This is a genomic window from Gemmatimonadota bacterium (assembly GCA_016713785.1).
Lineage (GTDB): Bacteria > Gemmatimonadota > Gemmatimonadetes > Gemmatimonadales > GWC2-71-9 > JADJOM01.
Genome location: JADJOM010000002.1, coordinates 711,106 through 736,427 on the forward strand (window position 1 = coordinate 711,106; position 25,322 = coordinate 736,427).

The 25,322-nt window shown below is 73.1% G+C and carries 22 protein-coding genes and 1 pseudogene; 9 read left to right on the forward strand and 14 right to left on the reverse strand.

The annotated features are described in order from the left end of the window. Positions 1-107: 107 nt before the first annotated feature. Together IPJ95_07445 and IPJ95_07450 are read right to left on the reverse strand one after the other, a co-directional pair. Positions 108-950, reverse strand: coding sequence for an ABC transporter substrate-binding protein (locus IPJ95_07445; GenBank protein ID MBK7923458.1), 843 nt, complete (start codon positions 948-950; stop codon positions 108-110). Between the two features lie 49 nt (positions 951-999). Then, positions 1,000-1,683, reverse strand: coding sequence for a zinc ribbon domain-containing protein (locus IPJ95_07450; GenBank protein MBK7923459.1), 684 nt, complete (start codon positions 1,681-1,683; stop codon positions 1,000-1,002). Between the two features lie 219 nt (positions 1,684-1,902). On the opposite strand from IPJ95_07450, the gene IPJ95_07455 reads away from it, so the two are divergent. Both IPJ95_07455 and glnA read left to right on the forward strand, forming a co-directional pair. After that, positions 1,903-2,178, forward strand: coding sequence for a hypothetical protein (locus IPJ95_07455; GenBank protein MBK7923460.1), 276 nt, complete (start codon positions 1,903-1,905; stop codon positions 2,176-2,178). Next, on the forward strand, positions 2,175-3,548 hold the full coding sequence (glnA, locus tag IPJ95_07460; GenBank protein ID MBK7923461.1) for a type I glutamate--ammonia ligase: 1,374 nt from the start codon (positions 2,175-2,177) through the stop codon (positions 3,546-3,548). Before IPJ95_07455 ends, glnA begins: the two co-directional genes overlap by 4 nt. Here glnA and IPJ95_07465 read toward each other — a convergent pair. Both IPJ95_07465 and IPJ95_07470 read right to left on the reverse strand, forming a co-directional pair. Next, entirely contained in the window at positions 3,545-4,030 is a 486-nt protein-coding gene (locus tag IPJ95_07465) for a DinB family protein (protein ID MBK7923462.1), read from the reverse strand. The two genes, glnA and IPJ95_07465, sit on opposite strands and share 4 nt — an antisense overlap. After that, entirely contained in the window at positions 4,027-4,935 is a 909-nt protein-coding gene (locus IPJ95_07470) for an alpha/beta fold hydrolase (protein ID MBK7923463.1), read from the reverse strand. The genes IPJ95_07465 and IPJ95_07470 overlap by 4 nt, the downstream gene beginning before the upstream one ends. A gap of 307 nt (positions 4,936-5,242) precedes the next feature. Between IPJ95_07470 and IPJ95_07475 the strand changes: the two genes are divergently transcribed. Further along, positions 5,243-6,013 carry an NTP transferase domain-containing protein gene (locus tag IPJ95_07475; GenBank protein MBK7923464.1) on the forward strand — a complete coding sequence of 257 codons (771 nt, stop codon included), beginning with the start codon at positions 5,243-5,245 and terminating at the stop codon, positions 6,011-6,013. A gap of 79 nt (positions 6,014-6,092) precedes the next feature. On the opposite strand, the gene IPJ95_07480 is transcribed toward IPJ95_07475, so the two are convergent. From IPJ95_07480 to IPJ95_07500, 5 genes are all read right to left on the reverse strand, one after another. After that, the gene (locus IPJ95_07480; protein MBK7923465.1) at positions 6,093-7,184 is read right to left on the reverse strand and encodes a CDP-alcohol phosphatidyltransferase family protein; all 1,092 of its coding nucleotides are present in this window, start codon (positions 7,182-7,184) and stop codon (positions 6,093-6,095) included. Further along, the gene (locus IPJ95_07485) at positions 7,181-8,041 is read right to left on the reverse strand and encodes a CDP-alcohol phosphatidyltransferase family protein (protein MBK7923466.1); all 861 of its coding nucleotides are present in this window, start codon (positions 8,039-8,041) and stop codon (positions 7,181-7,183) included. Before IPJ95_07485 ends, IPJ95_07480 begins: the two co-directional genes overlap by 4 nt. Beyond that, a complete protein-coding gene (locus IPJ95_07490; GenBank protein ID MBK7923467.1) occupies positions 8,031-8,759 on the reverse strand; it encodes a phosphocholine cytidylyltransferase family protein in 729 nt (242 codons plus the stop codon). The genes IPJ95_07485 and IPJ95_07490 overlap by 11 nt, the downstream gene beginning before the upstream one ends. A 99-nt stretch (positions 8,760-8,858) precedes the next feature. Beyond that, entirely contained in the window at positions 8,859-9,935 is a 1,077-nt protein-coding gene (locus tag IPJ95_07495) for an aminotransferase class V-fold PLP-dependent enzyme (GenBank protein MBK7923468.1), read from the reverse strand. 341 nt (positions 9,936-10,276) lie between these two features. Beyond that, positions 10,277-11,494, reverse strand: coding sequence for a glycosyltransferase family 4 protein (locus IPJ95_07500; GenBank protein MBK7923469.1), 1,218 nt, complete (start codon positions 11,492-11,494; stop codon positions 10,277-10,279). A gap of 124 nt (positions 11,495-11,618) precedes the next feature. Between IPJ95_07500 and IPJ95_07505 the strand changes: the two genes are divergently transcribed. Further along, the gene (locus IPJ95_07505) at positions 11,619-13,088 is read left to right on the forward strand and encodes a lipopolysaccharide biosynthesis protein (protein MBK7923470.1); all 1,470 of its coding nucleotides are present in this window, start codon (positions 11,619-11,621) and stop codon (positions 13,086-13,088) included. A 116-nt stretch (positions 13,089-13,204) separates the two neighbouring features. Here the strand turns inward: IPJ95_07505 and IPJ95_07510 are convergent, their stop codons facing one another. Genes IPJ95_07510 through IPJ95_07520 form a run of 3 tightly spaced genes read right to left on the reverse strand, consistent with a single transcriptional unit; the run spans position 13,205 to position 17,519 of the window. Next, a complete protein-coding gene (locus IPJ95_07510; protein ID MBK7923471.1) occupies positions 13,205-14,404 on the reverse strand; it encodes a hypothetical protein in 1,200 nt (399 codons plus the stop codon). Beyond that, positions 14,404-15,528 carry a glycosyltransferase gene (locus IPJ95_07515; GenBank protein ID MBK7923472.1) on the reverse strand — a complete coding sequence of 375 codons (1,125 nt, stop codon included), beginning with the start codon at positions 15,526-15,528 and terminating at the stop codon, positions 14,404-14,406. Before IPJ95_07515 ends, IPJ95_07510 begins: the two co-directional genes overlap by 1 nt. Further along, positions 15,525-17,519 carry a sulfatase-like hydrolase/transferase gene (locus IPJ95_07520; protein MBK7923473.1) on the reverse strand — a complete coding sequence of 665 codons (1,995 nt, stop codon included), beginning with the start codon at positions 17,517-17,519 and terminating at the stop codon, positions 15,525-15,527. Before IPJ95_07520 ends, IPJ95_07515 begins: the two co-directional genes overlap by 4 nt. A 110-nt stretch (positions 17,520-17,629) precedes the next feature. Between IPJ95_07520 and IPJ95_07525 the strand changes: the two genes are divergently transcribed. After that, positions 17,630-19,291: a hypothetical protein gene (locus IPJ95_07525; GenBank protein ID MBK7923474.1), complete on the forward strand. Its 1,662-nt coding sequence runs from the start codon at positions 17,630-17,632 to the stop codon at positions 19,289-19,291. A gap of 117 nt (positions 19,292-19,408) precedes the next feature. Next, positions 19,409-19,756: a hypothetical protein gene (locus IPJ95_07530; protein MBK7923475.1), complete on the forward strand. Its 348-nt coding sequence runs from the start codon at positions 19,409-19,411 to the stop codon at positions 19,754-19,756. A gap of 826 nt (positions 19,757-20,582) precedes the next feature. Here IPJ95_07530 and IPJ95_07535 read toward each other — a convergent pair. Continuing rightward, positions 20,583-21,611: pseudogene (locus IPJ95_07535) on the reverse strand (ferric reductase-like transmembrane domain-containing protein). A 112-nt stretch (positions 21,612-21,723) separates the two neighbouring features. Continuing rightward, the gene (locus IPJ95_07540; GenBank protein ID MBK7923476.1) at positions 21,724-21,942 is read right to left on the reverse strand and encodes a hypothetical protein; all 219 of its coding nucleotides are present in this window, start codon (positions 21,940-21,942) and stop codon (positions 21,724-21,726) included. Positions 21,943-22,100: 158 nt separating this feature from the next. Between IPJ95_07540 and IPJ95_07545 the strand changes: the two genes are divergently transcribed. From IPJ95_07545 to IPJ95_07555, 3 genes are all read left to right on the forward strand, one after another. Further along, complete coding sequence (locus IPJ95_07545) at positions 22,101-23,267, forward strand: glycosyltransferase family 1 protein (protein MBK7923477.1); 1,167 nt, start codon at positions 22,101-22,103, stop codon at positions 23,265-23,267. A gap of 181 nt (positions 23,268-23,448) precedes the next feature. Further along, the gene (locus tag IPJ95_07550) at positions 23,449-23,943 is read left to right on the forward strand and encodes a PAS domain S-box protein (protein MBK7923478.1); all 495 of its coding nucleotides are present in this window, start codon (positions 23,449-23,451) and stop codon (positions 23,941-23,943) included. Positions 23,944-23,992: 49 nt separating this feature from the next. Continuing rightward, on the forward strand, positions 23,993-25,231 hold the full coding sequence (locus IPJ95_07555) for a methyl-accepting chemotaxis protein (protein MBK7923479.1): 1,239 nt from the start codon (positions 23,993-23,995) through the stop codon (positions 25,229-25,231). The last annotated feature ends 91 nt before the right edge of the window (positions 25,232-25,322 follow it).

Below are 25,322 nucleotides of genomic sequence, written 5' to 3' on the forward strand. Positions count from 1 at the left end.
AACCCTATGACAGGGAAGATTATCCTCGGTGGGGGCGGGGGGAAAGGGGAACGGGGGGGAGGGGGCGCCTCACGGGGCGACTCCAGCCCCCCCCTCCCGCGGACGCCCTACCCCACGAACTCCACCTGCACCGGGTGGGGGATCAGGCCGGCGGCGTGCCCGCGCCGCAGCAGCTCCCGGACCGCCTCGCGGCCCCGCGCGCCGTAGTCCACCGTCCAGTCGTTGACGTACATCCCGACGAACCGGTCGGTCTTCTCGTCGCCGATGCCGCGGTTGAACTGCTTGGCGTGCTCCAGGGCGGGGCGCCGGTGCTCCAGGGCGTAGACGATGCTGTCCTTGAGGTCGCGGGCCACCTGCTGGACGGTGGCCTCGCCCAGGTCGCGGCGCACCACGTTGCCGCCGAGGGGCAGGGGCAGGCCGGTCTCGGCGAACCACCACTCGCCCATGTCGGCCCAGAGATGGAGCCCCCGCTCCTGGAAGGTGAGCTGGCCCTCGTGGATCAGGAGGCCGAGATCGACCGTGCCGGCGAGCACCGCGTCCTCGATCTGGTCGAAGGGCACCACCACCTCGACGAAGTCGGGCTGGTAGAGCTTGAGGGCCAGGTAGGCGGTGGTGAGCTTGCCCGGGACCGCGATGCGCTTGCCGCGGCTGGCCGCGCGCGGGTCGGCGGGGGCGGCGGTGGTGGCCACCAGCCGCGGGCCGTAGCGGTCGCCCATCGAGGAGCCGCTGCTCAGCAGGGCGTAGCGATCGGCCAGGTAGGCGTAGGCGTGGATCGAGACCGCGGTCACCTCGAGCTCGCCGCGCAGGGCGCGGCGGTTGAGCGACTCGATGTCCGACAGCTCGTGCACGTAGCGGAGGTCGCCGGTGTCGATCTTGCCCTCGGCGAGGGCGTAGAACATGAACGCGTCGTCGGAATCGGGCGAGTGCGCGACGTGGATGGTGCGGGGCATGGACAGTACCGGGTACCGGAGGCCGGGCGGGGCGCCCGGGCGGCGGCCGTCAGGGGGTGGAGAGACGCTGCTTCAGGTCGTCGAGCATGGCGCGGTGTTCGTCGTATTCCGGGCGGCCGGCGCGGAGTTCCTGGTCGATGTCGGCGAGGAAGGTCTTGCGGGCCCGGTCGTAGGCGGCGGCATCGCGGCCCGCCTGGGCCGCCTCGAGGCGCAGCAGGGCCGCGAAGAGGTGCTTCGGCGCCGCGGCCTGGATGGTGTCGGCCAGGGCCAGCGCCGCGGGGTAGTCGCCGAGCTGGATGTGGATCACGCCGGCGTGATAGCGGGCGTCGGCGTCGACCTGGTCGAGCATGTCGTAGGCCTGCAGCGCCATCGGCGCGAAGCGGAGCGCCGTGGCGGTGTCGCCGGTGCCCACCGCGTTCATGATCCGGTCGTGCAGGCGGAGGAAGCGCTCCCGCGGGGTCATCTGGGAGATGTCGGGGGGCGCGCCGGCGCCGCCCCCCTGGCCGGCGGCGGTGTTGCCGGCGTTGGCCATGTCCGGGGCCGCGGCGCGGGCATCCTTGGTGGTGACGAACCAGGTGATCCCGGCGAGGGCCACCAGCACCAGCGCCCAGGCCACGATCCAGGGCGCCTGCTCACCCACCCCGGCGGTGACGGCGCGGCCGCAGCGGTGGCAGTAGCGGGCTTCGGTGGCGAGCGGCGCGTGGCAGGCGGGGCAGCTGGGCGGTGTGGTCATGGCGCGGGGAATCTAGACGGTGGGCGGTGGGGCGGTAGGGCGGCGACCGAGGGCCCTTCGGGAGCGGCGCAGCCGCGACCCGGGCCCGAGGGAGTGGCGGTAAGGGCGGTAAGGCGGTAAAGGCGGTAAAGGTGGTAGGGTCGGTGCGCCGAGCCGCCAAGCCGCCCGCTTGTCCCCCGCCCCTCCCCTTGGTTAGTCTCCACCTAACCCGGAGGAGTCATGGCCCAGCCACAGCAGCCGCCGCCGGTTCCCCTTCCCGACGCCCCCTCCGCCCGCCACCTGGGCGACCTGGCCCGGAGCCAGACGCGCTGGGGGGTCTACCTCGAGACCCGCACCGTGGGCACCATGGCCCAGGGGCGGCTGCATTTCGTCGAGGGACCCCGCCACAAGAGCAGCGGCTGGATCTTCCGCGAGTGGACCGAGCAGGACATCATGAACCGCTTCAGCGACTTCAGCCCGATCGAGCTCTGGAAAATCCTCGAAAGCCTGGGATGACCGCACCCCGCCCCTCCGTCACCGATTTTCCCCGGCAGCTGCGTGGCGTCGCCAAGGCCGATGTGCTCGAGCTGGCGGCGGAGTTCCAGGTGGACTTCCTCCGGCTCCAGTTCACCGACATCCAGGGCGTCAACAAGAACGTCGAGGTCCCCCGCAGCCAGTTCGCCAAGGCGCTGGACGGGGAGATCATGTTCGACGGGTCCTCCATCGAGGGGTTCGTGCGGATCGAGGAGAGCGACATGCTCCTGGTCCCCGACCTCGACACCTTCCGCATCCTGCCGATGGACGACGAGGGGGGCCGGGTGGCCCGGCTCCTCTGCGACATCAACACCCCCGACCACCAGCCCTTCGCCGGCTGCCCGCGACTCACGCTCAAGCGGCAGATCGCCCGCGCGCGCGACCTCGGCTACTCGATGATGGCCGGCTGCGAGGTGGAGTTCTTCCTGTTCGAGAAGGACGCCCAGGGCAACCCCAGCACCGTCACCCACGACGCCGGCAGCTACTTCGACCTCACCCCGGTGGACCGTGGCGAGGAGCTGCGGCGCCTGATCGTGCGGGACCTCGAGCTGATGGGCTTCGAGGTGGAGGCGGCCCACCACGAGGTGGCGCCCGGCCAGCACGAGGTGGACTTCCGCTACGCCGACGCGCTCACCACCGCCGACAACATCGCCACCTTCAAGTTCGTGGTGCGCAGCCTGGCCAACCGGCACGGCTTCGTGGCGTCGTTCATGCCCAAGCCGATCATGGGGCAGGCCGGCAGCGGCATGCACACCCACCAGAGCCTCTTCCGCGGCAAGGACAACGCCTTCTACGACCCGAAGACCGAGCACCAGCTCTCGGCGGTGGCGCTGTCGTACGTGGAGGGGCTGCTGCACCACGCCCGCGGCTTCTGCGCCATCACCAACCCGCTGATCAACAGCTACAAGCGGCTGGTCCCGGGCTACGAGGCGCCGATCAACGTGGCGTGGAGCATGCGGAACCGCTCCCCGCTGGTGCGCATCCCCGAGCGGCGCGAGGACGGCACCCGCTGCGAGCTGCGCATGCCCGATCCCTCCGCCAACCCGTACCTCTCGCTCACCGTGCAGCTGGCGGCCGGCCTCGACGGCGTGGAGCAGCGGATGCCCTGCCGCGAGCCGGTCAACCGCAACATCTTCCGCATGAGCTACCGCGACCGGCGGAAGTACCAGATCGACGACCTCCCCCGCGACCTCCACGAGGCGCTCGACCGCTTCGAGAAGGACGACGTGATCAAGGCCGCGCTCGGCGAGCACCTCACCGAGCGCTTCCTCGAGGCCAAGCGCGAGGAAGTGGCCCTGTTCAACCGCGAAGTGACGGAGTGGGAGACCCGCAACTACCTGGGGCGGTACTAGGCCCGCCGCACCAGCCGCTTGAGCAGCTGCACCTGGCCCGCGTGCCAGGCGTCGTGCATCAGCGACCCCACGATCAACTCCCCGTAGGTCCAGCGGCGGGCGCTCTCGGAGCGCTCGCCCAGCCGCGCGGGGTCGAAGGCCGCGATCGCGGCGGCGAGCCGCCGGTGCTCCGCGGCGAGCAGGGCGCGATCGGCCTTCCACGCCGCCTCGTCGGCCCGGGCGGGCACCCGGGGAAAGTTGGCGGGGGAGCGCGGGAAGCTTCCCGGCTCCACCGGCTCGAAGTGCCGCCGCACCGCGTACTTCCAGTAGGCCAGGTGCAGCGTCAGCGACCAGATGCTGTGCCGGCCCCCGCGCGGCACGGTGCGCGCCTCGCGGGCGGTGACGCCGCGGACCACGCCCACCGGGGTCGGACCGCCATGCCACGCCCGCCCGCGGGGCGGGGCCAGGTTGGCCAGCAGCAGGTCCAGCGCGTCGCGAGTCATCGGTACGCCTCCTCCACTTCCTGCCGCAGGGCCGCCGCCACCGCGTCGGGCTGCTCCTCCTGCAGGTGCAGCCCGGCGCCGGGAATCGTGTCCACCGTGAACTGCGGCAGGCCGGTGCTCAGCACGCGGAGCCGCCCCTTGCCGGCGCTCCGGCTGCCGCCGAGGCGCTCCCCGCCACCCACCACCAGCCGCACCGGCACCCGGATCTCCGGCAGCCGCTGCACCAGCGAGTCGGGCTCCACCGACTGGTCCATCCGCTTCAGCGCCCGCAGCACCGCGCCCATGCTGCCCGCCGCCCCCGCCGTGTAGCGCTCCACCAGCGAGTCGGTGACCCAGCTGCTGTCCACCGAGGTCCCGATGAGCCCCTTCCGCAGCTCCTTCCGGATCCGCCCCCGGCCGGCAAAGAGCCGCACCAGGAACGAGAAGCGGAGCGCCTGCTTCACCCCGGGCACCGCGGCCGATTCCAGCGAGCCCACCTCGAGCAGGACCAGTCGGCGCGCCAGCGTCGGCCGCTCCACCGCCAGCCGGAGCGCGATCGTGGCCCCCACCGCGTGCCCCATCACCACGGCGTCGGCGATGCCCACGCTGTCGAGCGCCGCCCCCACCCGCTGCGCCTGGGCCCAGATCGAATAGTCGGATTTCCCGCCCGGACGCGACGAGCCGCCCACGCCGAGCGGTTCGACCACCACCGTCCGGATCCCGGCCTGGTTGAGGGGGCCGAGCAGGCCCCGGTAGGCGTAGGCGGGGCTGATGAGTCCCGGGATGATCACCAGCGTCGGGCCGGTGGCCGGCCCGGTCACCGTCACGTTGAGCGTCTCCGCCGGCGCCGTGGGCACCAGGCGCACCACGGAATCCTGTGGCGGCGCGAGGCTCAGGCCGAGGGCGGTACAGAGCAGGGCGAACATGGGCCGGAATGTGGCCGGGTGCCTACGGTGGGGCAATCGGAGCGGGCGATTGACTGACACGTGGCCGAATGACACGACCGGCCGGGGCCAGGCGCAAAGAGACCCGGATCCGCGCCGGGGACCGCGGCCCCGAGGCAGTCACTAGCTGTTCTGCAAAACATTATTTGACAACGGGTTACAGCGGCTGCTCAAGTCGGGGAGATTCCCGTCCTACCGGCCCCGGTTTGGGCGCCCCCTCCCGGCCCGAGTGTTGCCTTTCAGCCAGCGATTTCTGGCAGGCGGACCCTCGAGCATGGATGGATTCGCGGTGAGCGAAAGCCTACTCGGCACTCGGCAGACGGTGATTCTCGCGGCGGGGAACGGCTCCCGGCTGTCCGCCTCGCGCGGCAACCTGCCCAAGCCCCTGGTGCGGGTGGCCGGCCAGGCGCTGATCGAACACGCGCTCGACCAGGCCGCCGCCGCCGGCGTCGAGGAGGCGATCATCGTCACCGGGAACGCCGCCGACCAGATGCGGGCCCACCTCGAGACGGTCGAGTCCCCGCTCAAGCTGACCGTGGTCTACAACGCCCGCTATCACGAGCCCAACGGGGTGTCGCTGCTCGCCGCCGAGCCGTACGTCGACGGGCCGTTCTTCCTGCAGATGGCCGACCACGTCTTTGCCCAGCCGGTGCTCCGCTTCCTCGACCGCACCACGGCGGCCCCCGCCGAGTGCGCCCGGCTGCTGGTGGACTTCCACCCGGTGAACCTGGACGAGGACGACGCCACCAAGGTCTGCACCGAGGGCGCGCACATCACCGCCATCGGCAAGGATGTCTACCCGTACCACGCGGTGGATACCGGCTGCTTCCGGCTCGACCCGCGGGTGTTCCAGGCGCTGCACGAGGTGGCCCGTCATGAGCCGCCCTCGGTGACCCTCGGCATGCGGCGGCTGCTGGCCCAGGGCCTGCTCGCCGCGGTGCCGCTCAGCGGCGTGCGCTGGACCGACGTGGACACCCCCGAGGACTACGCCAAGGCCGAGATGCTGCTGGGCGCCCTCCGGCGGCGCTCGATGGAGCGGGGCGCGACCGTCGCGGCCTGACGCCGGCGCGGCCGGGGTCCGGAAACGGCAGAGGGCGGCCCGGTGGGCCGCCCTCGTTGCGTTCCCCCGCCCGCCGCGCTCAGGACGTGCGCGGCGCCGGCTCCGGCCCCCCGCGCACCAGCCACTGCAGCCCGGTGGTGACCCCCGAGACGCTGTAGATCACGGCACACCACGCCAGCGCCACCTCGGTGATGCCGAGCAGCGCCGCCGGCAGGTAGAGGAAGGTGAAGAAATCGCGCCTGCCGGCCAGCTCCACCGTCTCCTTGAGCACCTGGAACGGCGTGCGGGGGCCCGCCGGCGCCGCCACGTGGTCCTTCTGCCCCCACCAGCGGATGCTGGTGATGCTGCCGCTCCCCCCGCCCCGGAACATCAGCCCGGCGTAGAGCGAGGCCTGGTAGACCAGGTGCAGCACCGTGCCCACCAGCGTCACCCAGCCCACCACGGTGGCCCCCTCCCGCCACAGCGCCCACCCGGCCACGGCAAAGAACCCCACGTTCACCACGTCGTCGCCCACCTGATCGAGCCACTCCCCGAGCCGCGAGCGGATGTACTTGAGGCGCGAGATCTCGCCGTCGCAGCCGTCGAGGATCGACTGCAGCTGCACCAGCAGCGCCCCCGGCACCAGCATCGCGGCGCCGCCCCACCCGACCAGCCCGATGGCCGCGAGCCCGAACCCCAGCGCGATGAGCGTCATCTGGTTGGGGGTGAGCGCGGTACGGATGAGCATGCGGGTGATCGCCAGCGAGATCTTCCGGTTGATCGCCCGGCTGACGATGCCATCGGTGGCCTTGAGCAGGGCGCCGAACAGCAGGTCCTCGGCCTGGCGGGCCGCGGCGGCATCGGGCACAGCGAGCAGGAACTCATCCGGCGTGCGCGGCGCCTGCTCGATGCCGCCCCGGTAGCCCCGCTGCACCAGGTGCTTGGGCAGGAGCCGGTGCCAGACCAGGCCGACGGGCGCGGTGAGCAGGGGCGGCTCGGCGGCCACCGGGACGAGGCGCAGGCGGAGCCGCGGGTCGGCGGGGACCAGGGCGATGAGATCGGCGGGGAGCGCAACCTCCTCGATCCCCGCGTCCTGCAGCGAGAGCAGCTGGCGGAACAGCACGCTCAGCCCGGCCACCTCGAGCCGCGGGTCGCCGGCGGCGGGGAGGGTGAGCGCGGCACGGCGCATCACGCCGCCGCCTGCCGGGCCTCGAGCCGCATCAGCACCACGAGGTACAGGTTGAGCAGCGTGGTGCACAGCGCGAAGTACACCACGACCGCGGGCGGCCACCAGTACGAGGCCGTGAGCAGCACGTAGCCCAGCGCAAAGTGGGTCCCGATGCCGAGCAGCGTCCAGGCCTGCATCCGGCCGGCGTTGGCGGCGCGGTAGGCGGCGGGGTCGGCGGCCGGCGCGATCTGCAGCGCGGCGTGCTGCACCATCGAGTAGTTGTAGTAGAGCGCCAGCAGCAGCGCGTCGCGCAGGCGGCGTTCGCGCCAGGCGCGGTCGCGTTCGGCCCGGACCGCGCCCAGGTCTTCCTCGCGCTCGGAGTAGCCGGCGCCCGCCCGGGCGATGTAGCGCGACTTGGTGTGGTCGAACAGCGCCGACTGCACCGCCGAGCTGGCGATGCCGAGCAGCGCCAGCAGCCAGTACCAGGGGCTGCCGAAGGTGGCCGCCATGTACGCCCCGGCGCCCACGCCGAGCGCGATGCCCACGGCGTAGTCGGCGATGCCGTCGAGGATGGCGCCGTAGGTGGAGGAGATCTTGCGGGCCCGCGCCAGCTGGCCGTCACAGCAGTCGAGCACCACCGCGGCAAAGAGGAGCGCGCCGCCGAGCAGCCGGCCGGCGGGCCAGTCCGTGGCAAGGCCGGTGACCACGCCGCCCGAGACCCCGACGAGCCCGGAGAGCAGCGTGACCTGGTTCGGCGTGATGGGGGTGTGCAGCAGCAGGGCGACGACCCGGCGGGCGAGCGGGCGGTGGATCCGCTCGTCCACCCACTCCTCGACCTCGGGCGGCTTGGCCGGCGCGGCGGGGGCCGGGCTAGCGGGCAAAGCGGGCGCGGGCATCCTCGAGGTCGGCGAGGTCATCAATCTCGGTCCATTCGTGGTGGCCGATCGGAACGGTGCGGAAGCTAACGCCCGCGTGCATCATCCGCTGGAAGGCGTCCTCGTAGTAGCCCTGGGTGTCACCGGCGTCGCGCATGGCCTCGAGGGTGGCCCAGAAGATCGGCAGCGCGAGCCCGCCCACCTTCTGGATCCCGATCGACTCGCCGGCGCACTGCGCGGGGTCGAGCGCCTTGGCCAGGCGCCGGACGCTGCCCTGGGCGTCGAGCAGCGCCTTCATCTCTTCATCCCCGAGGGCGGTCTCGGTGTCGAGCAGCAGCGCGGCGGGCGCCGGGTCGGCCACCAGGCGGGCCAGGGCGTCGCCGCTGAGCACCACGTCGCCGTCGCAGATCACGATGCCCCGCCCCGCGCAGCGCTCCCGGGCGGCGAGCACGCTCATGCAGTTGCCGGTGGTCGCGTAGAGCGGGTTGGGCGTGAGGCGCACCTCGAGGGGCGGCGGCTGGTGCCGGAGGTGCTCCTCCACCTGCTCGGCGCGATAGCCGGTGACCACCACGGCGCGGGGAATGCCCGCGGCGGCGATGCGCTCCAGCTGCCGGGCCAGGATGGTCCGGCCGCCCACGTCGAGCAGCGGCTTGGGCGTCTCGTCGGTGAGCGGCCGGAGGCGCGAGCCGAGGCCCGCGGCGAGGATGATCGCGGTGAGGTCCATGGGGCGGAATGATAACCGGCGAGATGCGACGGAGGATCAACCGGGCGCGGGCGCCGGGACACGGGAAGCGGTCCGCTTCCCGTGTCCCCTGTCCCGTCCCTACAGCCCCGCGATGTCCCGCACCGCCTCGAGGAAGCGGTCGATCGTCGCGAGGTCGATGTGGCCCATGTTGGCCACGAGGAAGCTGTCGTGGCTCACCGGGCCCTTGCCCCGGTACACCAGGAAGCCGCGGGTGCGCAGGTCGTGGTTGAACGAGTCGAAGCTGAGCCCCGAGGGGAGCTGCGCCACCGTGAGCGACGACGCGCTGCCCGGCCCGTCGTAGCGGAGCTTGAGCCCGAGCCCCAGCAGGCCGGCCCGCAGCCGCGCGTTGAGCGCCTGGTAGCTGGCCCGGCGCGCCGGGACGCCGCCCTCCGCCTCGAGCTCCGCCAGCGCGGCGTCGAGCGCCACCACCGCGGTGACGGGCGGGGTGAAGGGGGTCTGCCCGTTGTCCTTGAAGGCGGTGCGGTAGCGGCGCAGGTCCAGGAACATGGACCGCGGCCGCACGTGCGCCGTCTCCTGCCACAGCTCCTTGCGCACCACCACGAACGCCGCGCCCGCCACGCCGTGCAGGCACTTGTTGGCCGAGCCGATCGCCACCGAGGCGCGGCTGCGGACCATGTCGAAGTCCTCGGCGCCGAGGCTCGAGACCACGTCCACGAAGTAGCGGATGTGCCGCGGCGCGAGCAGGCGGCCCACCTCGTTGACCGGGTTGAGCCGGCCCACGCTGGTCTCGTGGTGCACCATGGCCACCGCGCGGATGCGCGGGTCGCCGTCGAGCATCCCCTGCACCTGCTCCAGCACGATGGGCTCGCCCCAGTCGTAGCGGAGGTGGCTCATGTGGATGCCCAGGCACTGCGCCATCTCCGCGATGCGCTCGCCGAAGGCGCCGTTGGACACCACCAGCAGCCGCTCGTCCTGCGCCACGAAGGTGGCCAGCACGGCCTCGGTCACCGCCGTGGCCCCGCCACCGGTTACCAGCACCTCGTGGCCCGGAGCCCCGGCCACCACCTTGAGCCGCTCCACCACCCGGCCCAGCACGTCCACGAAGGCCTGGTCGCGATGGGAGATATCCTGGCGCGCCAGCGCCTGCTTGACCCGGGGTGAGGTGGAGCACGGCCCCGGGCAGAGCAGGGTCACCTGATCCGCCCCCTCCGGCACCCGCAACGGGACCGCCCGCACCGACTCCGAGTCGAGGCGGCGATGGCGTGTCAGGTTATCCAGTGCGGCGTGTGATTTCATCACGCAGGCATTCCCCGGGCGTGTGCGGGTGAAACGAACCGACACGCTCACGTAAAGTTTTGTATAACAATTACTTAGAAGACTGTTCCGGGACCGGTCCACGGCTCAGAATCACGATTCGGTCTCGAAAGCGTAGCTCTTGCAGCAGGAAAGGAGCCATACGGGGCGGCTCGGTGACCGAGCGCCCTTCGGGAGCGGCGACGCCGCGACCCGGGCGCGAGGGAATCCGCCTGGGGACGCTAGCGGCCCAGCGCCCAGCGCAGCGATTCACCGAGCCAGGCGGAGGCGCGCCAGGGGTCGGGGACGGGCAGGGTGGAGGGAGGGGCGGCGAGGCGGGCCGCGAGGAAGTCGGCGATGCGCGCGGCGCGGGCATCCCAGGTGAGGTGCTGCGCCGTGGCCAGGGCACCGGCAGACAGCACGCGGGCGCGCCCCGGATCGGCCGCGATGCCGCGCAGCGTGGCCACCGTGCCGGCCACGTCCCCGGGCGCGACCAGCGCCGCGTTCTCGCGGTCGTGCAGCAGCTCGGCGGTGTCGGGCGCCCGCGGCGCCAGCAGCACCCGGCCCGCGGCCAGGTACAGGAAGAGCTTGATCGGCAGCACCGTGTTGCCGTGGCGCTCCAGGGGGGCGAGACTCGGGGGGACGATCAGCACGTCCGCGGCGTACAGCCAGGGCGCCAGCTCGCGGAACTTGAGCCAGGGGACGATCGTGACGTTGGGGTGCGCCCGCGCGGCGCGCTCCACCGGCCCCTCGCCCTCCGAACCGATCAGCACGAAGCCGATCTCCGGCGCCTGGTCGGCCGCGGCCAGCAGGATCTCGAGTCCCTTGCGGGCGTTCATCCGCCCGCTGTACACCACGGTGAAGCGGTGCGGGGGCAGCTTGAGCGCGACGCGGGCCTCGGCCTGGGTAAGCCGCGGTTCCATCCGCCCGGGGTCCCAGCCGTTGTGGGCCACGAGCATCCGGTCGTCCGGCACGCCCAGCCGGTGATAGCTCTGCTGGGCATGGGCGGAGTGGAAGATCGCCGCCACCAGCGCCGGGTGCCGCAGCACGCCGCGCAGGAAGGGCTGCAACGGCGGCACCTGGTCGCCCCAGGGGCGGAAGTGCTCGTACACCACCCGGTGGCCGGCCCGGAGCATGGCCCACGCGCCGGGGAGGTTCCGGGTGTAGACCAGGTCGGCCTCGCGCGCGGCGGGATGGTGCGCGGCGCGCCGGGCGTGGGACCACTTCTCCGGGCCGCGCAGGCCGCGCCAGCGGAGCGCCAGGTGGTGCAGCGCGAAGTCGCCACGCACCTGGTAGTACTCGTGCAGCGGCGCCGGATCGGCGGGACCCGTGACGGGACCCGGCACCAGCAACGACATTGCCACCCCGCGCCGCGCAAGCGCGGCCACGGTGTTCACCACCTGCTCGGTGTCGGCGCCGGTATTGGGAACCGGGCTGTCGAAGCTGTAGCAGATCTTCATGTGGGCGGCTCGGTGACCGAAGGCCCTGCGGGAGTCCCGGCCGGATGGTGATGGTGGCGCCGCGGCGATATCCAGCCCGGCAAACGTAGGAACCACGGCGCGTGAACGCCAGTAACGGAGTCCGGTGACCGACCGCGCGATCGACGCGAAGCACGAAATGCAGCGGGGGCTCTGGTGGATGGGAGCCGCCACCCTGGCCATGCGGCTGCTCGACGTGGGCGGCAGCCTGCTGGTGCTGCAATTCCTCTCCCCCGCCGACGTCGGCCTCGCGGCGCTGGCCTGGAGCATCGCCGTGGCCCTCGAGGCCTTCAACGGCCTCGGCGTGGGCCAGTGGATCGTGCGCCAGCGCGACCTCACCCACGAGGCGCTCTCCGGCCTGTTCTGGTTCTGCACCCTCCTCGGCGTGGCGGCCGTGGCCGTGATGCTCGCCCTCGCCCCGCTGCTCGCCGTCTTCTACGCCGACCCGCGGCTCGGGCCCATGATCGTCGTGAGCGCCGCCAAGCTCATCTTCGTCGGCGCGGCGCTGGTCCCGCTGCAGCTCCTCACCCGCGACCTCCAGTTCAAGCTCTCCGGCGCGGTACAGACCCTCGCCACCCTCGGCGAGGCGGTCACCAAGGTGGTGCTGGTCGTGGCGGGCTTCGGCGCCTGGGGGCTGGTGCTCGCCGGCGTGGCGCGCGGGGTGTTCCTCTGCCTGGCCCTCTGGCGCCTGGCGCCGTTCCGCCCCGCCCGCGTGGCGGCCGACGGCACCACCCGCGAGGCCATCCGCTTCGGGCTTCGCACCGCGCTCGCGAGCATCCTGTACCACGTCTACCGCAACATGGACTTCCTGCTCATCGGCCGGGTGCTCGGCACCCGCGTGCTGGGCATCTACCAGACCGCCTTCCAGCTCGGCATGACGCCGCTCGAGATCGTGCTGCAGCTGGTCAACCGGGTGCAGTACCCCATCTACGCCCGGCTGCGCGACCTGCCCGGGGAGCTCACCCAGGCGTTCAACCGGAGCGCCCGCGCCCTGCTGCTGATCCTCGGCCCGGTGGCGGCGCTGCTCTGCTTTGCGAGCACCGACATCCTGCAGCTGGTCGGGGCGGGGAAGTGGCTGCCGGCGGTGCCGATGATCCAGGTGCTGGTGTGGGCCAGCCTGCTGCGTGGGCTCTCGCAGCTCTTCCCGCAGCTCTACAACGCCACGGGCCGCCCCGGCTTCTCGGTGGTGGACGCGCTGGTCACCGGCGCCACGCTGGTCTCGGGCTTTGCGCTGGCGCTGTGGCTCGCGCCCGAAGGCGATGGGGCGCAGTGGGTGGCGTGGGTGTGGCTGCTCTCGTATCCGCTGCCGCTGGCGGCGCACTTCTGGATGGCGGCCCGCTGCTCGCCGGTGCGGGCGGGCCCGCTGCTGCGGGAGCTGGTGCGGCCGCTGCTCGGCGTCGTGCTGGTGGCGCTGTTGCTGGCGCTGGCCAGCCGGCTGCGGCCGCTGGTCGGCTCGCCGGTGCTGATGCTGGCGCTGCTCATCCCGCTGGCGCTCGCCGCGCACGCGCTCTTCCTGCGCTGGGGGATGCGCCTGCGCCCGGGCGACATACTCCCGAAGAAGTCCGCCGCCAGTTAGGCTGGCGTTGTCTACCGCCGTACCGCCGTACCGCCCTACCGCCCTACCGCCCTACCGCCACTCCCTCGGGCCCGGGTCGCGGCTGCGCCGCTCCCGAAGGGCCCTCGGTCGCCGCCCTACCGCCGTCCCGCCAGCGCCGCGATCACCTCCGCCATCCGCGCCGAGGTCCCGCCATCCACCCCGTGGATGTGCGCCGCGAGCCACGCCGCCGCGCGTTCGCGGCAGCAGTCCGGCTCGGTGAGCGCGCGGCTGACCGCGGCCAGTGCCTCCGTGGCATCGCGGGCGGAGAGGCCGCCGTTGTCCTCCGGCGCATTCATCCAGTCCGGGGCGGCCTCCGCCCGCCGGGCCCGCAGCCCGAAGCGGGTCAGCCGCGAGAACCGCACCCGGGCGCCGGGCGGCGGCACCAGGTGGACGCTCGGCCGGCCGGAGTAGTAGAAGAAGGTCACGAACGACGACAGGTTGCTCACCATGGCGTCGGCCACCACCAGGTCGGCCAGGTTGTCGGGCCGCTCGTTCTTGAACTTGAGCTCCACGTGGGGGAACCGCGCCGCCTCGCGACCCAGCGCCTCGAGGTAGGCCGCCTCGTACCGCCAGCGGTCGTGCAGGCAGAACAGCACGTTGGCGCCGTGGTCGGCGGCGCGGGCACACAGCGCCGCCACGAACGCGAGGTCGGCATCCATCGGCGAGCGGCCCAGCAGCGACGGCTGCCAGCTGCCCGGGAAGATGCGGCCGTAGTGCCAGGTGAAGTTGAGCAGCAGCGTGGGGCGGCCGGTCACGTCGATCCGGTAGGCGGGCGCCAGCTCGGCCCGGGTGTACGGCGGGGCCAGCAGCAGGTCGCTGAAGCAGGAACCCACCACCGCGCAGTTGTCCGGGGCCACGCCCCACGACTCCACCCGCCAGTCGCGGTCACGCGCGTGGTAGCATTGCGCCACGAACCGGCTGGCGGGTGCCCGCGGGTCCTGCCCGGTGAGCCGCGCCACGTGCCGCAGCCGCTCGGCCACGTCCGTGGGCGGCGTGGACTTCCACCCCAGCCCGTGCCAGAGGAAGCACACCCGCGGCGCGGCGGCGAACTCGGGGAAGTGGTTGTCGCACACCACCACGTCGGCCCGGAACGCCTCGACGGCGGCGCGGGTGGCGGCGTCCTTCCGCTCGAGCATCGGGGCTCCCAGCGGCCGCGCCCGGGCCAGCGGCTCCCCGCGCCACGCGGCCAGTCCGTCGGCGGCGATGAGCAGCTCGGTATCGGCCCGCGCGTCGAGCGCCAGGGCCAGCGCCAGGATATCGGCCTGCAGCGTCGAGACCCAGAGCAGCACCCGCATCAGCGGCCCGCGCCCCGCGCGTGGCGGGCCCGCGCCTCGTCGTAGAAGGCCTCGAGGGCGCGGCCCCGGGCGCGCACGTCGTACTCGCGGAGCATCTTCTGGCGCGCGGCGCGGCCCAGCCGCTCGCGCAGCGCCGGGTCGGTCACCACGCGCTCCAGCCGGTCGGCCAGCGCGGCCACGTCGCGCTCGGGGACCAGGAAGCCGGTGGCGCCCTCGTCGATGATCTCGGGAATGCCACCGTGCCGGGTGCCGATCGGCACCACCTCCGCGGCGCTCGCCTCCTTCACCACGATGAGGCCCGACTCGCGGTTGCCCGCCGCGTCCACCACGCTCGGCGCCAGCAGCACGTGACTCGCCGCCAGCCGCGCGGCCACCGCCTCCGGCGCCAGCGGCCCGGTGAAGCGCACCCGCGCCGTCACCCCGAGCTGGTCCGCGAGGCGCCGGAGCTCCGCCTCGCGCTCCCCCTCCCCGATCAGCGTGAGCTCGAGCGCCGGGTGCCGTTGCGCCACCCGGGCAAAGGCCTCGAGCCCGTAGCCGAAGCCCTTCTTCTCCACGAATCGCCCGATCATCACCACCTGGAGCGGCGCGGCGGCCCGCGCCCCCGACTGGAAGGCGCCCAGGTCCACGCCCAGCCGGTGCACCCGCAGCTTCTCCGCGGGCACCCCCTGGGCCTCGAGCAGCGCCTGGAGTTCCGCCGAGGCGCAGAGGCCCAGGGTCATGTCGCGCAGCACACGGGGGCCCTGGATGGCGTAGCGCAGGTGCTGCGGAAGGAAGCGGCGCGGGCTCGCGAGCAGCGGCACGTCGTAGCCGTGGAAGGTGACCACCAGCGGCAGCCCGTGCCGACGCGCGAAGGGCCGCGCGTACACCGCGCCGAGGCCGAAGTGCGCGTGCACCAGCGCGAACCCCCGGGCGCGGAAGCGGTCGTCGAAGGCGGCGTCGCGGCAGGTGAGCGGATAGAGCGTGCCGCCCACGTGCACCGGCGCGAAGGGAAACCGCTCCGGCAGCAGCCGGGCGCGGCAGAACACCTCCACGGCGTACCGCTCGTGGTGGCGGATCTCCTCGTACACGAAGGTCTGCGAGTAGGCGAGGAAGTTGGTGCTGAACAGCGCCACCAGGTCGGTCATGGCACCGCGGGTCCCGGCCACACGCGATCGGTCTCGAGCAGGTAGTCCACCAGGGTCTGGTCCCACCGGATCCGCTGGGCAAGGTCGGCCGCGCGCATCGGCGCGGTCGGGGCGAGGTCCCGGCGCTGCAGCGGATCCTCCAGCGCCCGGTAAAGGTGCAGGGCGCCGGTCGCCGGGTCCACCACCAGGCTCCACGCGCCCTGGTCGGCCCACGCGGCGCTCTTGCGGAGGCCGCTGGCGGTGCGGGCCGCGGGCACCGGGTCCAGCAGGCTGTGCCCCATCCACGGGACGCTGTCGCGGACCCCCGCCAGGTCGGCGAGGGTGGGCGCCACGTCGAGCAGACTCGCCACCTCGGGGCGCATGCCCGCCGGGAGCCGGGGATCGGCCCCGTGCAGGAGCAGCGGCACCCAGATGGTCTCGCGCCAGCCGTTCCGCTGGGCGGCGGTGCCGTCGTGCTCGCCCAGGTTCTCGCCGTGGTCCCCGGTGATCACCACCACCGTGCTGTCGAACCACGGCTCGGCGCGGAGCGCGCCGACGAACTCCCGCAGCACGTCGTCGGTGTAGTGCATGGTGTTCCAGATGGCGGAATCCGGCCGGGTGGAGCGGACCAGGTCGAGGGCCGGCTCCCGGCTGCGGAACGGCAGGTGGTTGCTGTAGGAGACCACCGTGAGCAGGAACGGCGCGTCGCGGCGGCCGAGCTGCCGCGCCCGCTGCACGGCGCGGCGGAAGACGTCGCGATCCTCTTCTTCCGCGCGGTGCGGCACGTCGAGCCGGTCGTACCAGCGCCGCAGCCAGAAGGTCTGGAAGTCCCAGTCGGGGTCCACGCCGGTGATGAACTCGGTGGTCCAGCCGTGGGCCCGGAGCACCTCCGGCAGGCAGCGGAAGCGGGTGCCGGTGAACATCGCCGTGGGCGACTCGCGCCGGTGCGGCTTCACGGAGCAGTGCCCGGCGAAGAGGCCGTTGACCGTCTCGGGGCCGAAACTCAGGTGCCGCAGCCACGCCGCGCTCCCCGGCGCGCGCGCCAGCGAGTCGAGGAACGGGGTCGGCGTGAAGTCCCGGTCGGGACGGAGGTACCCCACGTCCCAGCCACGGAAGGTCTCGAGCTGGATATAGATGATGGCGCGGGGCCGGGGTGTGCCGGAGGCCGCCGGCCGGGTGGGAACGCGGAGCAGCGGATAGGCCGTGTCGGGGAAGGCCCACCCGCTGTCCACGCTTCCGGCCAGCCACGCCTGCTGGTAGCTCGAGGCGAGGGCCGTGAAGTCGTCCGGTCGGCGGCCCCAGTGGAGCCGGCGCCGGGTCTCGCTCACCACCGAGGCGAGGGCGGGCTTCACCCGGCGCCACCGGTTGCCGCTCGGCCACACCACCATGACGATCGTCGGAAAGGTGATCAGCGCGGTGAGGATCACCAGCGTCCGGCCGGGAGTGTCCAGCCGCGGCCCGTACTGCCGGCGGATCGTCCGGGCGCCGCCCCACCCCAGGCTGGCGCCGGTGGCGAGCAGGAGCAGGAACGGTAGCCCCGGGCCCCCGCGGTCGCGCAGGAAGAGCTCGTACATGTCCCGCGTCCACGCCGAGACGTTGTAGTAGGTGCGGACCACGGAGAAGGACAGGTGGAGGCCCATGAACCGCATCAGCTCGTGGTCCACCTGGTCGAGCAGGGTGGCGAGGATCAGCGCCGCGAGCAGCACCCGCTGCGCGCGCCGCGCCGTGACGGCGGGCACCGGGCCATCCCAGCGCACCAGCCACCAGACGAACAGCGGCAGGGCCGGGGCCAGCGCGGCCCACATGTTCCAGGCGATGGCGAACGGGAGGTAGCGACCGACCTGGTCGACGTACGGGGTGCCGTAGGGGGTGCCGCGGAGGAAGAGGAACAGCTCCTGCACGGTCATGGCCAGCCAGGCGAGCAGCACCAGCCCGAGCGAGACCGGGGCCTGTCGCGCGCCGGTGGTGTGGCCGGGACGATCGTCGTCGGGGTTCAGGCGGCCCTCTGGCACGGGGCGGAAAGTAGTTCGCGGCCCGGGGGCTCGCTACGCCCTTACGGAGCCCGCGCGGGCCCCCTTATGATTCCGCGTCACAGTTCCCGGAGCACGCCCTGTCGTTCCGCATGTTGACGGTCTGCCTGGTGGCCCTGGCGCCACTGGGGCTCACCGCCCAGGACAGCCTGCCACCCGCCGCCCGCGATTCGGCCTTCAAGCCGGTCGGGGAGGCCCCCCTCGGTCGCGATTCCGCCTTCGGGCCGGTCGGGATGCCCGACACCCTGCGCCGCATCGTGAAGATCCGGATCCTGCAGTCCGACGTTTTCGACAGCGCCGACGCGCACAAGTGGTTCGGCAAGATCGGCAACGGGCTCCACGTCATGACCCGGCCCGGCATCATCGAGTCGGAGCTCCTCTTCAAGGTGGGCGAGCCCTACGACTCCGTGAAGGCGGCGGAGATGGCCCGCAACCTCCGCACCCGCGGGCTGTTCCGGAAGGTCGTGGTGGACACCGTCACCGCCGACAGTGGCGTGGTGCTCCAGGTGATCACCAAGGACGGCTGGACCACCCAGGTCGACGTGCGCTTCCGCTCGGCAGGCAAGCAGACCGACTGGCAGTTGGCCCTGATCGAGCGCAACCTGCTCGGCACCGGCACCCGCTTCGCCACCCGCTACCGCCACACCCCCGACCGCAACAGCCTCAACTTCCAGTTCCTGCAGCCGCGGCTCATCGCCAAGCGGGTGTCGCTTGGGCTGCGCTACGAGGACCGCTCCGACGGCGCCCGCGGCCAGGTGGCCATCGAGCGGCCGTTCTTCAGCCTCTCGGACCGCAACGGCATCACCACCCTGCTCGACATCCGCAACGAGCGGGTGCTGCGCTTCCGCGACGGCGTCGGCGACCCGGCCGACTCCCTCCGCCGCCGCTTCGTGCTGGGCCGGGTGGAGGCGGGACACGCCCTCTATGCCAGCAGCAAGGGCTACCTGCGCGTGGGCGTCACCGGCCAGGTGCGCCGCGACGACTTCGTCCCCTGGCCCACCCGGACCACCACCCGCAGCGTCACCGCCGCGCTCGGCCCGTTCCTCGAATGGCGCCGCGCCAACTTCGCCGTCACCAGCGGCTTCGCGCGCGTGGGCCAGGACGAGGACGTGGACCTGAGCACCTTCGCCCGGGTGCAGCTCTTCGCCGCGCCCGAGCTGTTCGGCTACCACCGCGATGGCCTCGGCGGCCTGGCCCAGATCCGGCTCGGCCGCCAGCTCGCCAAGGGCGGGTTCGCGTGGCTCGACGGCCGCCTCAACGGCGTCGTCACCTCGGCCGGCCTCGACTCCGGCTCCGCCGTCCTCGGCGGCACGGTGGTGGTCAAGCCGCACCGCGGCCACCTCGCCATCGGCCACGCCGACATCGGCTGGATCAAGAACCCGGTGCAGGGCACCGAGTTCGACCTCGGCTTCGCGGTCGGGCCGCGCGGCTTCCCCATCCACGCCTTCACCGGCGACCGCACCTACTTCACCACCGCCGAGTACCGGGTGATCCTCGCCGACGAGGTGCTCAAGACCCTCGCCGTCGGCGTGGCCGGCTTCGTGGACCACGGCGGGGCCTGGTTCAACGGCACCAAGCGTCGCACCGGCACCAACCTCGGCATGGGCATCCGGCTCGGCCCCTCGCGCGTGGCCGACGCCAACCAGACCCGGCTCGACCTCGCCTACCGCTTCAAGAACGACCAGGAGAAGGCGGGCTGGGTGTTCGTCATCGCCTCGGGCCTCACGTTCAATACCCAGCCGCGCGGGCTGTAGCCCGCGCCGCTGGCGCGATTCCGCCCACCGGTTATCATTGCGCCCATGACCAGCCCTGACGCGACCGCTCCCGCCCCCGACGCCCCGGCTCCCCGCAAGCGGCGCTTCGGCAAGTACCTGGTGATCGCCCTGGTCGGGCCGATCCTCCTGCTGGCGCTCTACACCTGGCTGGCCCTGCACTGGGACTACTCCAACGGCTACCGGAGCGGCCTGCTGCAGAAGTTCTCGAAGAAGGGGTGGGTCTGCAAAACCCACGAGGGCGAGCTGTGGCAGTCGGTGGTGGCCCAGGTGGCGCCCAACGTGTGGAACTTCACCGTGCGCGACGACCGCATCGCCCGGCAGCTTGATTCCCTGGTGGGCAAGCCGGTGCGGGTGCACTACAGCGAGCACCGCGGCGTCCCGACCAGCTGCTTCGGCGACACGCCCTACTACGTGGACAGCGTCACGGTGGTCACCGGGCCGTAGGCGCGCACGGCTGTGCGCGCCGGCGCATCGCCTAGGTCCCCGCCACCACCGCCGCACGCACCCGGAGCAGCTGCAGCTCCCCCAGGTCGATCACCTCACCCGTCAGCATCACGCGGATCCCCACCAGCCCCCGGAACCACTCGGGGGCCGGCCCGCCGCGCTCGTCCGCGAGCAGCAGGTGGGCCGGCGCGCCATCGGCACCGGTGGTCATGAGCAGCGGCGGGATGCCGCCGCTCAGGCACCGCGTGGCGCAGCCGCGGTGCACCGTGTGCCGCGCCGGCTTCATCACGCCGAGCCAGCACTTGCTGTCCACGATCTCGCCGGTGAGGCGCTGCACCCCGCGGGACACCGGAGGCGGCACCGCGATGCCCAGGCGCACGTTGGGCGCGGGGGGCGTCTCGACGATGCCGCCCGCAACCACCTCGAGCATCTCCCGCTCCCCGCGCGCGATGCGGGTGCCGCGCACCGCGGCCCACTGGCCGTCGCGGCCCGCCGTGAGTGCCTGCGCGCCGTGCTTGCCCGTGGCCACCAGCAGGTAGCGGGTGTAGGTGGCCTGGCGGTCGTCGCCGCCATCGGCGGGCACCAGCAGGGCGGGATAGGGGAACTCGCGGATCTGGCCGTGCAGCAGGCGCAGGTGGCCGTACTCGAACACCCCCGGCCCGGCGCGGTCCTGCGCCAGGGCCAGCACCGCGGTCACGCCCAGCGCCGCGGCCAGGAGCCCGGCCACCCGGATCAGGGTGGCCCGGCCGACCGGCGCCGGGGCCGTGGCGTGGTAGCCCACGTAGAAGGGGTCGTCGGCGGCCCCGCCCGCTGCACGCGCCCCCGCGATCCGCGCCGGCTCCACCCGGGTGCCCGCCGGGTGCGCCTCCGGATGCACCAGCACCCGCCCCGCGACCACGCGCACGTCGTAGGTGGGAATGGTCTCGGTGAAGGGCGGCGGTGACTGGCCGCTGTCCGGCAGGTACTGGTAGCCGTGCCAGGGGCAGGTGATGCACCCGTCCACGATCTTCCCCTCGGCGAGCGGCCCGTTCTGGTGCCGGCACACGTTCGACACGCACGAGACCTTGCCGTCGTAGCGGAACACCGCGATCCGCTCCCCACCCACCACCGCCATCCGCGCCCGGCCCTCGGCAATCGTCTCCACCGGCCCTACGTCCACCCACCCCTCCGCGGTCCGCGGCGCCTCGGCGCGGTCCCGCGCCCCCTCGCGCCGGCCCGCCGCCAGGTGCAGCCCGAAGACCGCCGCGGCCGCCGTCACCAGCAGCACCGCCGGCGCCACGCTGCTGGTCTGCTGCAGCGTCCCGAGCGCCACGTGTGCCACCAGCAGCGCGTACGCCACGTACACCAGCATGTGCAACGCCTTCCAGAACGGCGCCGACAGGGTGGCCAGCCAGAAATCGTGGCTGGTCGCCGCCATCACCAGCAGGATGCCCAGCGCGGCCAGGCCCGGCAGCTCGAACGGAAAGGCATCGGGCCGCCCGGGACGCGCGGCGGCGCTGAGCAGGGAAACGAACGGGTGCACGTCGCCCAGGGCGTGGAACTGGATCAGGGTGAACACGCCGTGCCCCAGGGCCAGCACGCACATCGTCACGCCCAGGTGCCGGCGGTTGTACAGCAGCGGGAGGAACCGCGCGTCGAGCCGCGCCAGCGGGCCGATGGCCAGGATGATCGTGAGCAGCGTGAACGCCGTGACGCCGAGTCCGCGGATCAGCGCCGTTTCCAGCGTGGCGTCGGGATCGCGCCACAGGGTGAGCGCCGGGAAGAGCAGCAGGCAGGCCACCACCCCCGCCGCCAGCACGCCGTCGTAGATGAACTTCTGGCGGTTCCAGTTGACCGCCTTGTAGGCGGCGCTCATGGCAGGCGGCTCGGCGGCTCGGCGACCGAGCCGAGTGCCCAGCCCACCAGGAGGGCCGTGATGAGTGCCAGCCACGGGATCATCCGGCGGTGCCGGTCGCGGAGGGAGCGGATCATGCCTGCCCCCCGCGCTCGAGCCGCCACACCAGCACCGGCCACAGCAGCACCGCGCCCGGGAGGAGGAGCAGGCGGAACCCCGGCGTGCCGTGGGCGGCCACGTCGTCGAGCCGGTTGACCCAGCGGAAGGCGAACGGGAGGGCAAACAGCGCCCCGAGGGCGAGGTAGCCGGCCGCGAGCCGGACCAGCCACTCGGCGAGGGGTGGAGCGATCATGGCCATGCCGATCCAACGTGAGGGGGTCCTGCAAGGTTCCCCGTCCGGGGCCAGCGCGATAGTCCCCGGACCGTCGCCCGCTCGTGACCGGCCGGTCACCCCGCGGCGACCACCCGGCGCGAGACTGTGCACCGGACCCCGAACCCCGGGAGTGCGGCATGCGGATCGCGTTCTTCTCCGAAGTGTACTGGCCCATGGTGAGCGGCGTGGCCCGCACCCTGGAACGGACCGTGGCCGCCCTCACCGCCCGCGGCCACGCGGTGCGGGTCTACACCGCGACGTACCCGCTGCCCGCGGGCACCCCAGACCTGCCCGAGGTGCACCGCTCCCCCAGCCGGCCCCTCTTCCTCTCGCCCGAGGTGCAGTGGGCCTTCCCCCGGCAGCACCAGCTCCACGCCGACCTCGCCGCCTTCGCCCCCGACGTGGTGCACTGCCTCACCGAGTTCAGCCTGGGCCGCGCCGGCGCGCGGGCCGCGCGCGCCCTGGGGGTGCCGCTCGTGGCCTCGGCCCATACCGACTACGAGAGCTACGCCGGGCGCTATGGGCTCGACCTGCTGGTGGGGCCGGGCTGGCACTACCTCCGCCGGTTCTACCAGGACGCGCGCATCGTGCTCGCGCCGGGCCGGATGTACGAGGCGCGCCTGCACCAGCGCGGGGTGCACCATACCGGCATCTGGAGCCGCGGCGTGGACACCGCCGAGTTCCATCCCCGCTTCCGCAGCGACGCCTGGCGCGCCCGGTTCGGTGTGGGCAGGGACGACGTGCTCATCACCTGCGTGGGCCGCCTGGCCCCGGAGAAGAGCGTCCCCCTGCTGCTCGACGCGTGGGAGCGCGTGTCCCGCCGGCACCCCGGGGCGCACCTGGTCTTCGTGGGCCGGGGCGCCATGGAGGGCGCCATCCGCGGGCGGGCCCTGCCGCGGCTGCACCTGGCGGGGCTGCTGCGCGGCACGGCGCTGGCCACCGCGTACGCCTCGTCCGACCTCTTCGTGCAGCCCTCCGCCACCGAGACCTTCGGCAACGTGCTCCTCGAGGCGATGGCCAGCGGGGTGGCGTCCGTGAGCGTCGGCGCGGGCGGGGTGCTCGACTTTGCCCTCGACCGCCACAACACCCTGCTGGTGCCGCCGGGCGATCCCGCCGCCCTCGCCGCCACCCTCGCGGCCGCCATCGCGGATCCGGAGCTCCGCCGCCCGCTCCAGTCGGCGGGCCTTGCCACCGCGCGGGCACGCGGCTGGAATCCGGTCATCGACCAGCTGCTCGAGGACTACACCCGCGTCATCGGCAGTGCCCCGCCCGCGCATCCCGCCCGCTCCGCGCACGCGGCCTGAGTTCAGGCCGGCCCGTCCCCAGGCCGCGTATCGAGCCCCTCCCATCGGGAAGGAAAATTCATGATCGGGCCCTGTGGCTCGGTCAACTCCTCCCGGCCTGGGCCGATACTCCCGGAACGAAAGTGTTGCTGCCCCCGGTTCCCGGGTGCGCGGCGCGCCAGGTCCAGGGGAGGGGGACGGGATGGGGTTCCGGGACGTGCGGCCCAACGGCCGCGAGCGGTTCTTCGAGGACGACGAGATCATCGTCAGCAAGACGGATCTCCAGGGCGCCATCACCTACGCCAACGAGGTGTTCATCCGCGTCTCGGGCTACTCCGAGGAGGAGCTGATCGGGGCGCCGCACAGCCTCATCCGCCATCCCGAGATGCCACGCTGCGTGTTCCAGTTCCTGTGGGACACCATCCGGGCCCGGCGCGAGATCTTCGCCTACGTGGTGAACCTGGCCCGCACCGGGGAGCATTACTGGGTGCTGGCCCACGTCACCCCCAGCCTGGGCCCCACCGGCGAGATCGTCGGGTACCACTCCAATCGCCGGGTACCCAGCCGCCAGGCGGTGGACCAGGTGCGCCCCATCTACGCCGCGCTCTGCGCCGAAGAAGCCAGGCACGAGCGGAAGTCCGACCAGATCGCCGCCTCCACCCAGCTGCTGCTCGCCACGCTCAAGGGGCGGGGGTGAGCTACGACGAATTCGTCTGGGGCCTGACCAACGCCGCCGCGGGGGCCGCATGCTGACCGAGACCCTGCCCGACGTGGCCCGCCTCGAGGGCGAGCTGGCCGAGGCCCGGGCGCAGAACGAGCGCTACCATGAGGCCATGCGCCAGATGCTGGTGGTCTGCCGCGAGGCGGCGCGGGGCAACCTGGAGCCCCGGCTCCGCGACCTGCGCCTGGGCGAGGACGTGGACGAGATGCGGCGCGGCATCAACCACCTGCTCGACCTGGTGGACGCCTTCGTCCGCGAGGCGGGCGCGTCGCTGACCCACGCCAGCGAGGGCAAGTTCTACCGCCGGGTGCTGGAGCGGGGGATGCTCGGCTCCTTCCGGGTGGGCGCGGCCACGATCAACCGGGCCAACGCCGGCCTGGCGAGCGCGGCGGGCGAGCTCGCCGCGGCGGAGGCGCGGAAGCAGGAGCTGGCGCGCGACTTCGAGAAGGCGGTCAAGTCGGTGGCGGAGCACGTGGCGGCGGCCTCCACCGAGATGCGGGCCACCGCCGCCGGGCTGGCGCAGTCGTCGGTGCACACCGCGGCCAAGGCGCAGGAGGTGGCCCAGTCGGCGGAGCATGCCTCGGGCAGCGTCACCTCGGTGGCGGGCGCGCAGGAGGAGCTGTCGAGCACCGTGGCCGAGATCGAGCGCCAGGTGGCGGCGTCGAGCCAGGCGGCGCGGGGCGCGGTGGCGGAGACGGGCCGGGCCACCACCACGGTGCAGGGGCTCAACGACGCCAGCCGGCAGATCGGGCAGGTCATCACCGTCATCACCCACGTGGCCAACCAGACCCGGCTGCTGGCGCTCAACGCCACCATCGAGGCGGCGCGGGCCGGCGAGGCGGGGAAGGGCTTCGCGGTCGTGGCGTCGGAGGTGAAGAACCTCGCCAGCCAGACCGCGGAGGCCACCGAGCGCATCGGCCAGCAGGTGGCGGCCATCCAGTCGGCGGCCGGCAACGCCACCGCCGCCATCAGCGGCATCGGCGAGGCCATCAAGCGGGTGGACGAGATCGCGGCCACGATCTCCACGGCCGTGGGCGAGCAGCGCCAGGCCACCAACGAGATCAGCCGCAACGTGCACCAGGCGGCGGGGGCCACCCGGACGGTATCGGGGAGCATCCTGGACGTCACCCGCGCCACGCAGGAGACCAGCGAGGCGGCCAGCCAGATGGAGGCGGCCGCCGCGGAACTGAGCCGGATGAGCGAGGAGCTGCAGGGCCAGGTGGAACGGTTCCTCACCGAGATCCGCGGCGGCGCGGGCCGCTGACCGCTGGCGCCGGCGGGACCGCCCCGGGGGCCGCCAGGCGCCCGGGGCGGCGTGCGTCCGGGGGGAGGGGTGGACGGCCAGGTGTATATTG

What these genes read in the sequence shown, in the direction of transcription:
- IPJ95_07445 (MBK7923458.1), bottom strand. Translation starts at nt 950, where the DNA reads ATGCCCCGCACCATCCACGTCGCGCACTCGCCCGATTCCGACGACGCG.
- IPJ95_07450 (MBK7923459.1), bottom strand. Translation starts at nt 1,683, where the DNA reads ATGACCACACCGCCCAGCTGCCCCGCCTGCCACGCGCCGCTCGCCACC.
- IPJ95_07455 (MBK7923460.1), top strand. Translation starts at nt 1,903, where the DNA reads ATGGCCCAGCCACAGCAGCCGCCGCCGGTTCCCCTTCCCGACGCCCCC.
- glnA (MBK7923461.1), top strand. Translation starts at nt 2,175, where the DNA reads ATGACCGCACCCCGCCCCTCCGTCACCGATTTTCCCCGGCAGCTGCGT.
- IPJ95_07465 (MBK7923462.1), bottom strand. Translation starts at nt 4,030, where the DNA reads ATGACTCGCGACGCGCTGGACCTGCTGCTGGCCAACCTGGCCCCGCCC.
- IPJ95_07470 (MBK7923463.1), bottom strand. Translation starts at nt 4,935, where the DNA reads ATGTTCGCCCTGCTCTGTACCGCCCTCGGCCTGAGCCTCGCGCCGCCA.
- IPJ95_07490 (MBK7923467.1), bottom strand. Translation starts at nt 8,759, where the DNA reads ATGGACCTCACCGCGATCATCCTCGCCGCGGGCCTCGGCTCGCGCCTC.
- IPJ95_07500 (MBK7923469.1), bottom strand. Translation starts at nt 11,494, where the DNA reads ATGAAGATCTGCTACAGCTTCGACAGCCCGGTTCCCAATACCGGCGCC.
- IPJ95_07510 (MBK7923471.1), bottom strand. Translation starts at nt 14,404, where the DNA reads ATGCGGGTGCTGCTCTGGGTCTCGACGCTGCAGGCCGATATCCTGGCG.
- IPJ95_07515 (MBK7923472.1), bottom strand. Translation starts at nt 15,528, where the DNA reads ATGACCGACCTGGTGGCGCTGTTCAGCACCAACTTCCTCGCCTACTCG.
- IPJ95_07525 (MBK7923474.1), top strand. Translation starts at nt 17,630, where the DNA reads ATGTTGACGGTCTGCCTGGTGGCCCTGGCGCCACTGGGGCTCACCGCC.
- IPJ95_07540 (MBK7923476.1), bottom strand. Translation starts at nt 21,942, where the DNA reads ATGATCGCTCCACCCCTCGCCGAGTGGCTGGTCCGGCTCGCGGCCGGC.
- IPJ95_07545 (MBK7923477.1), top strand. Translation starts at nt 22,101, where the DNA reads ATGCGGATCGCGTTCTTCTCCGAAGTGTACTGGCCCATGGTGAGCGGC.
- IPJ95_07550 (MBK7923478.1), top strand. Translation starts at nt 23,449, where the DNA reads ATGGGGTTCCGGGACGTGCGGCCCAACGGCCGCGAGCGGTTCTTCGAG.
- IPJ95_07555 (MBK7923479.1), top strand. Translation starts at nt 23,993, where the DNA reads ATGCTGACCGAGACCCTGCCCGACGTGGCCCGCCTCGAGGGCGAGCTG.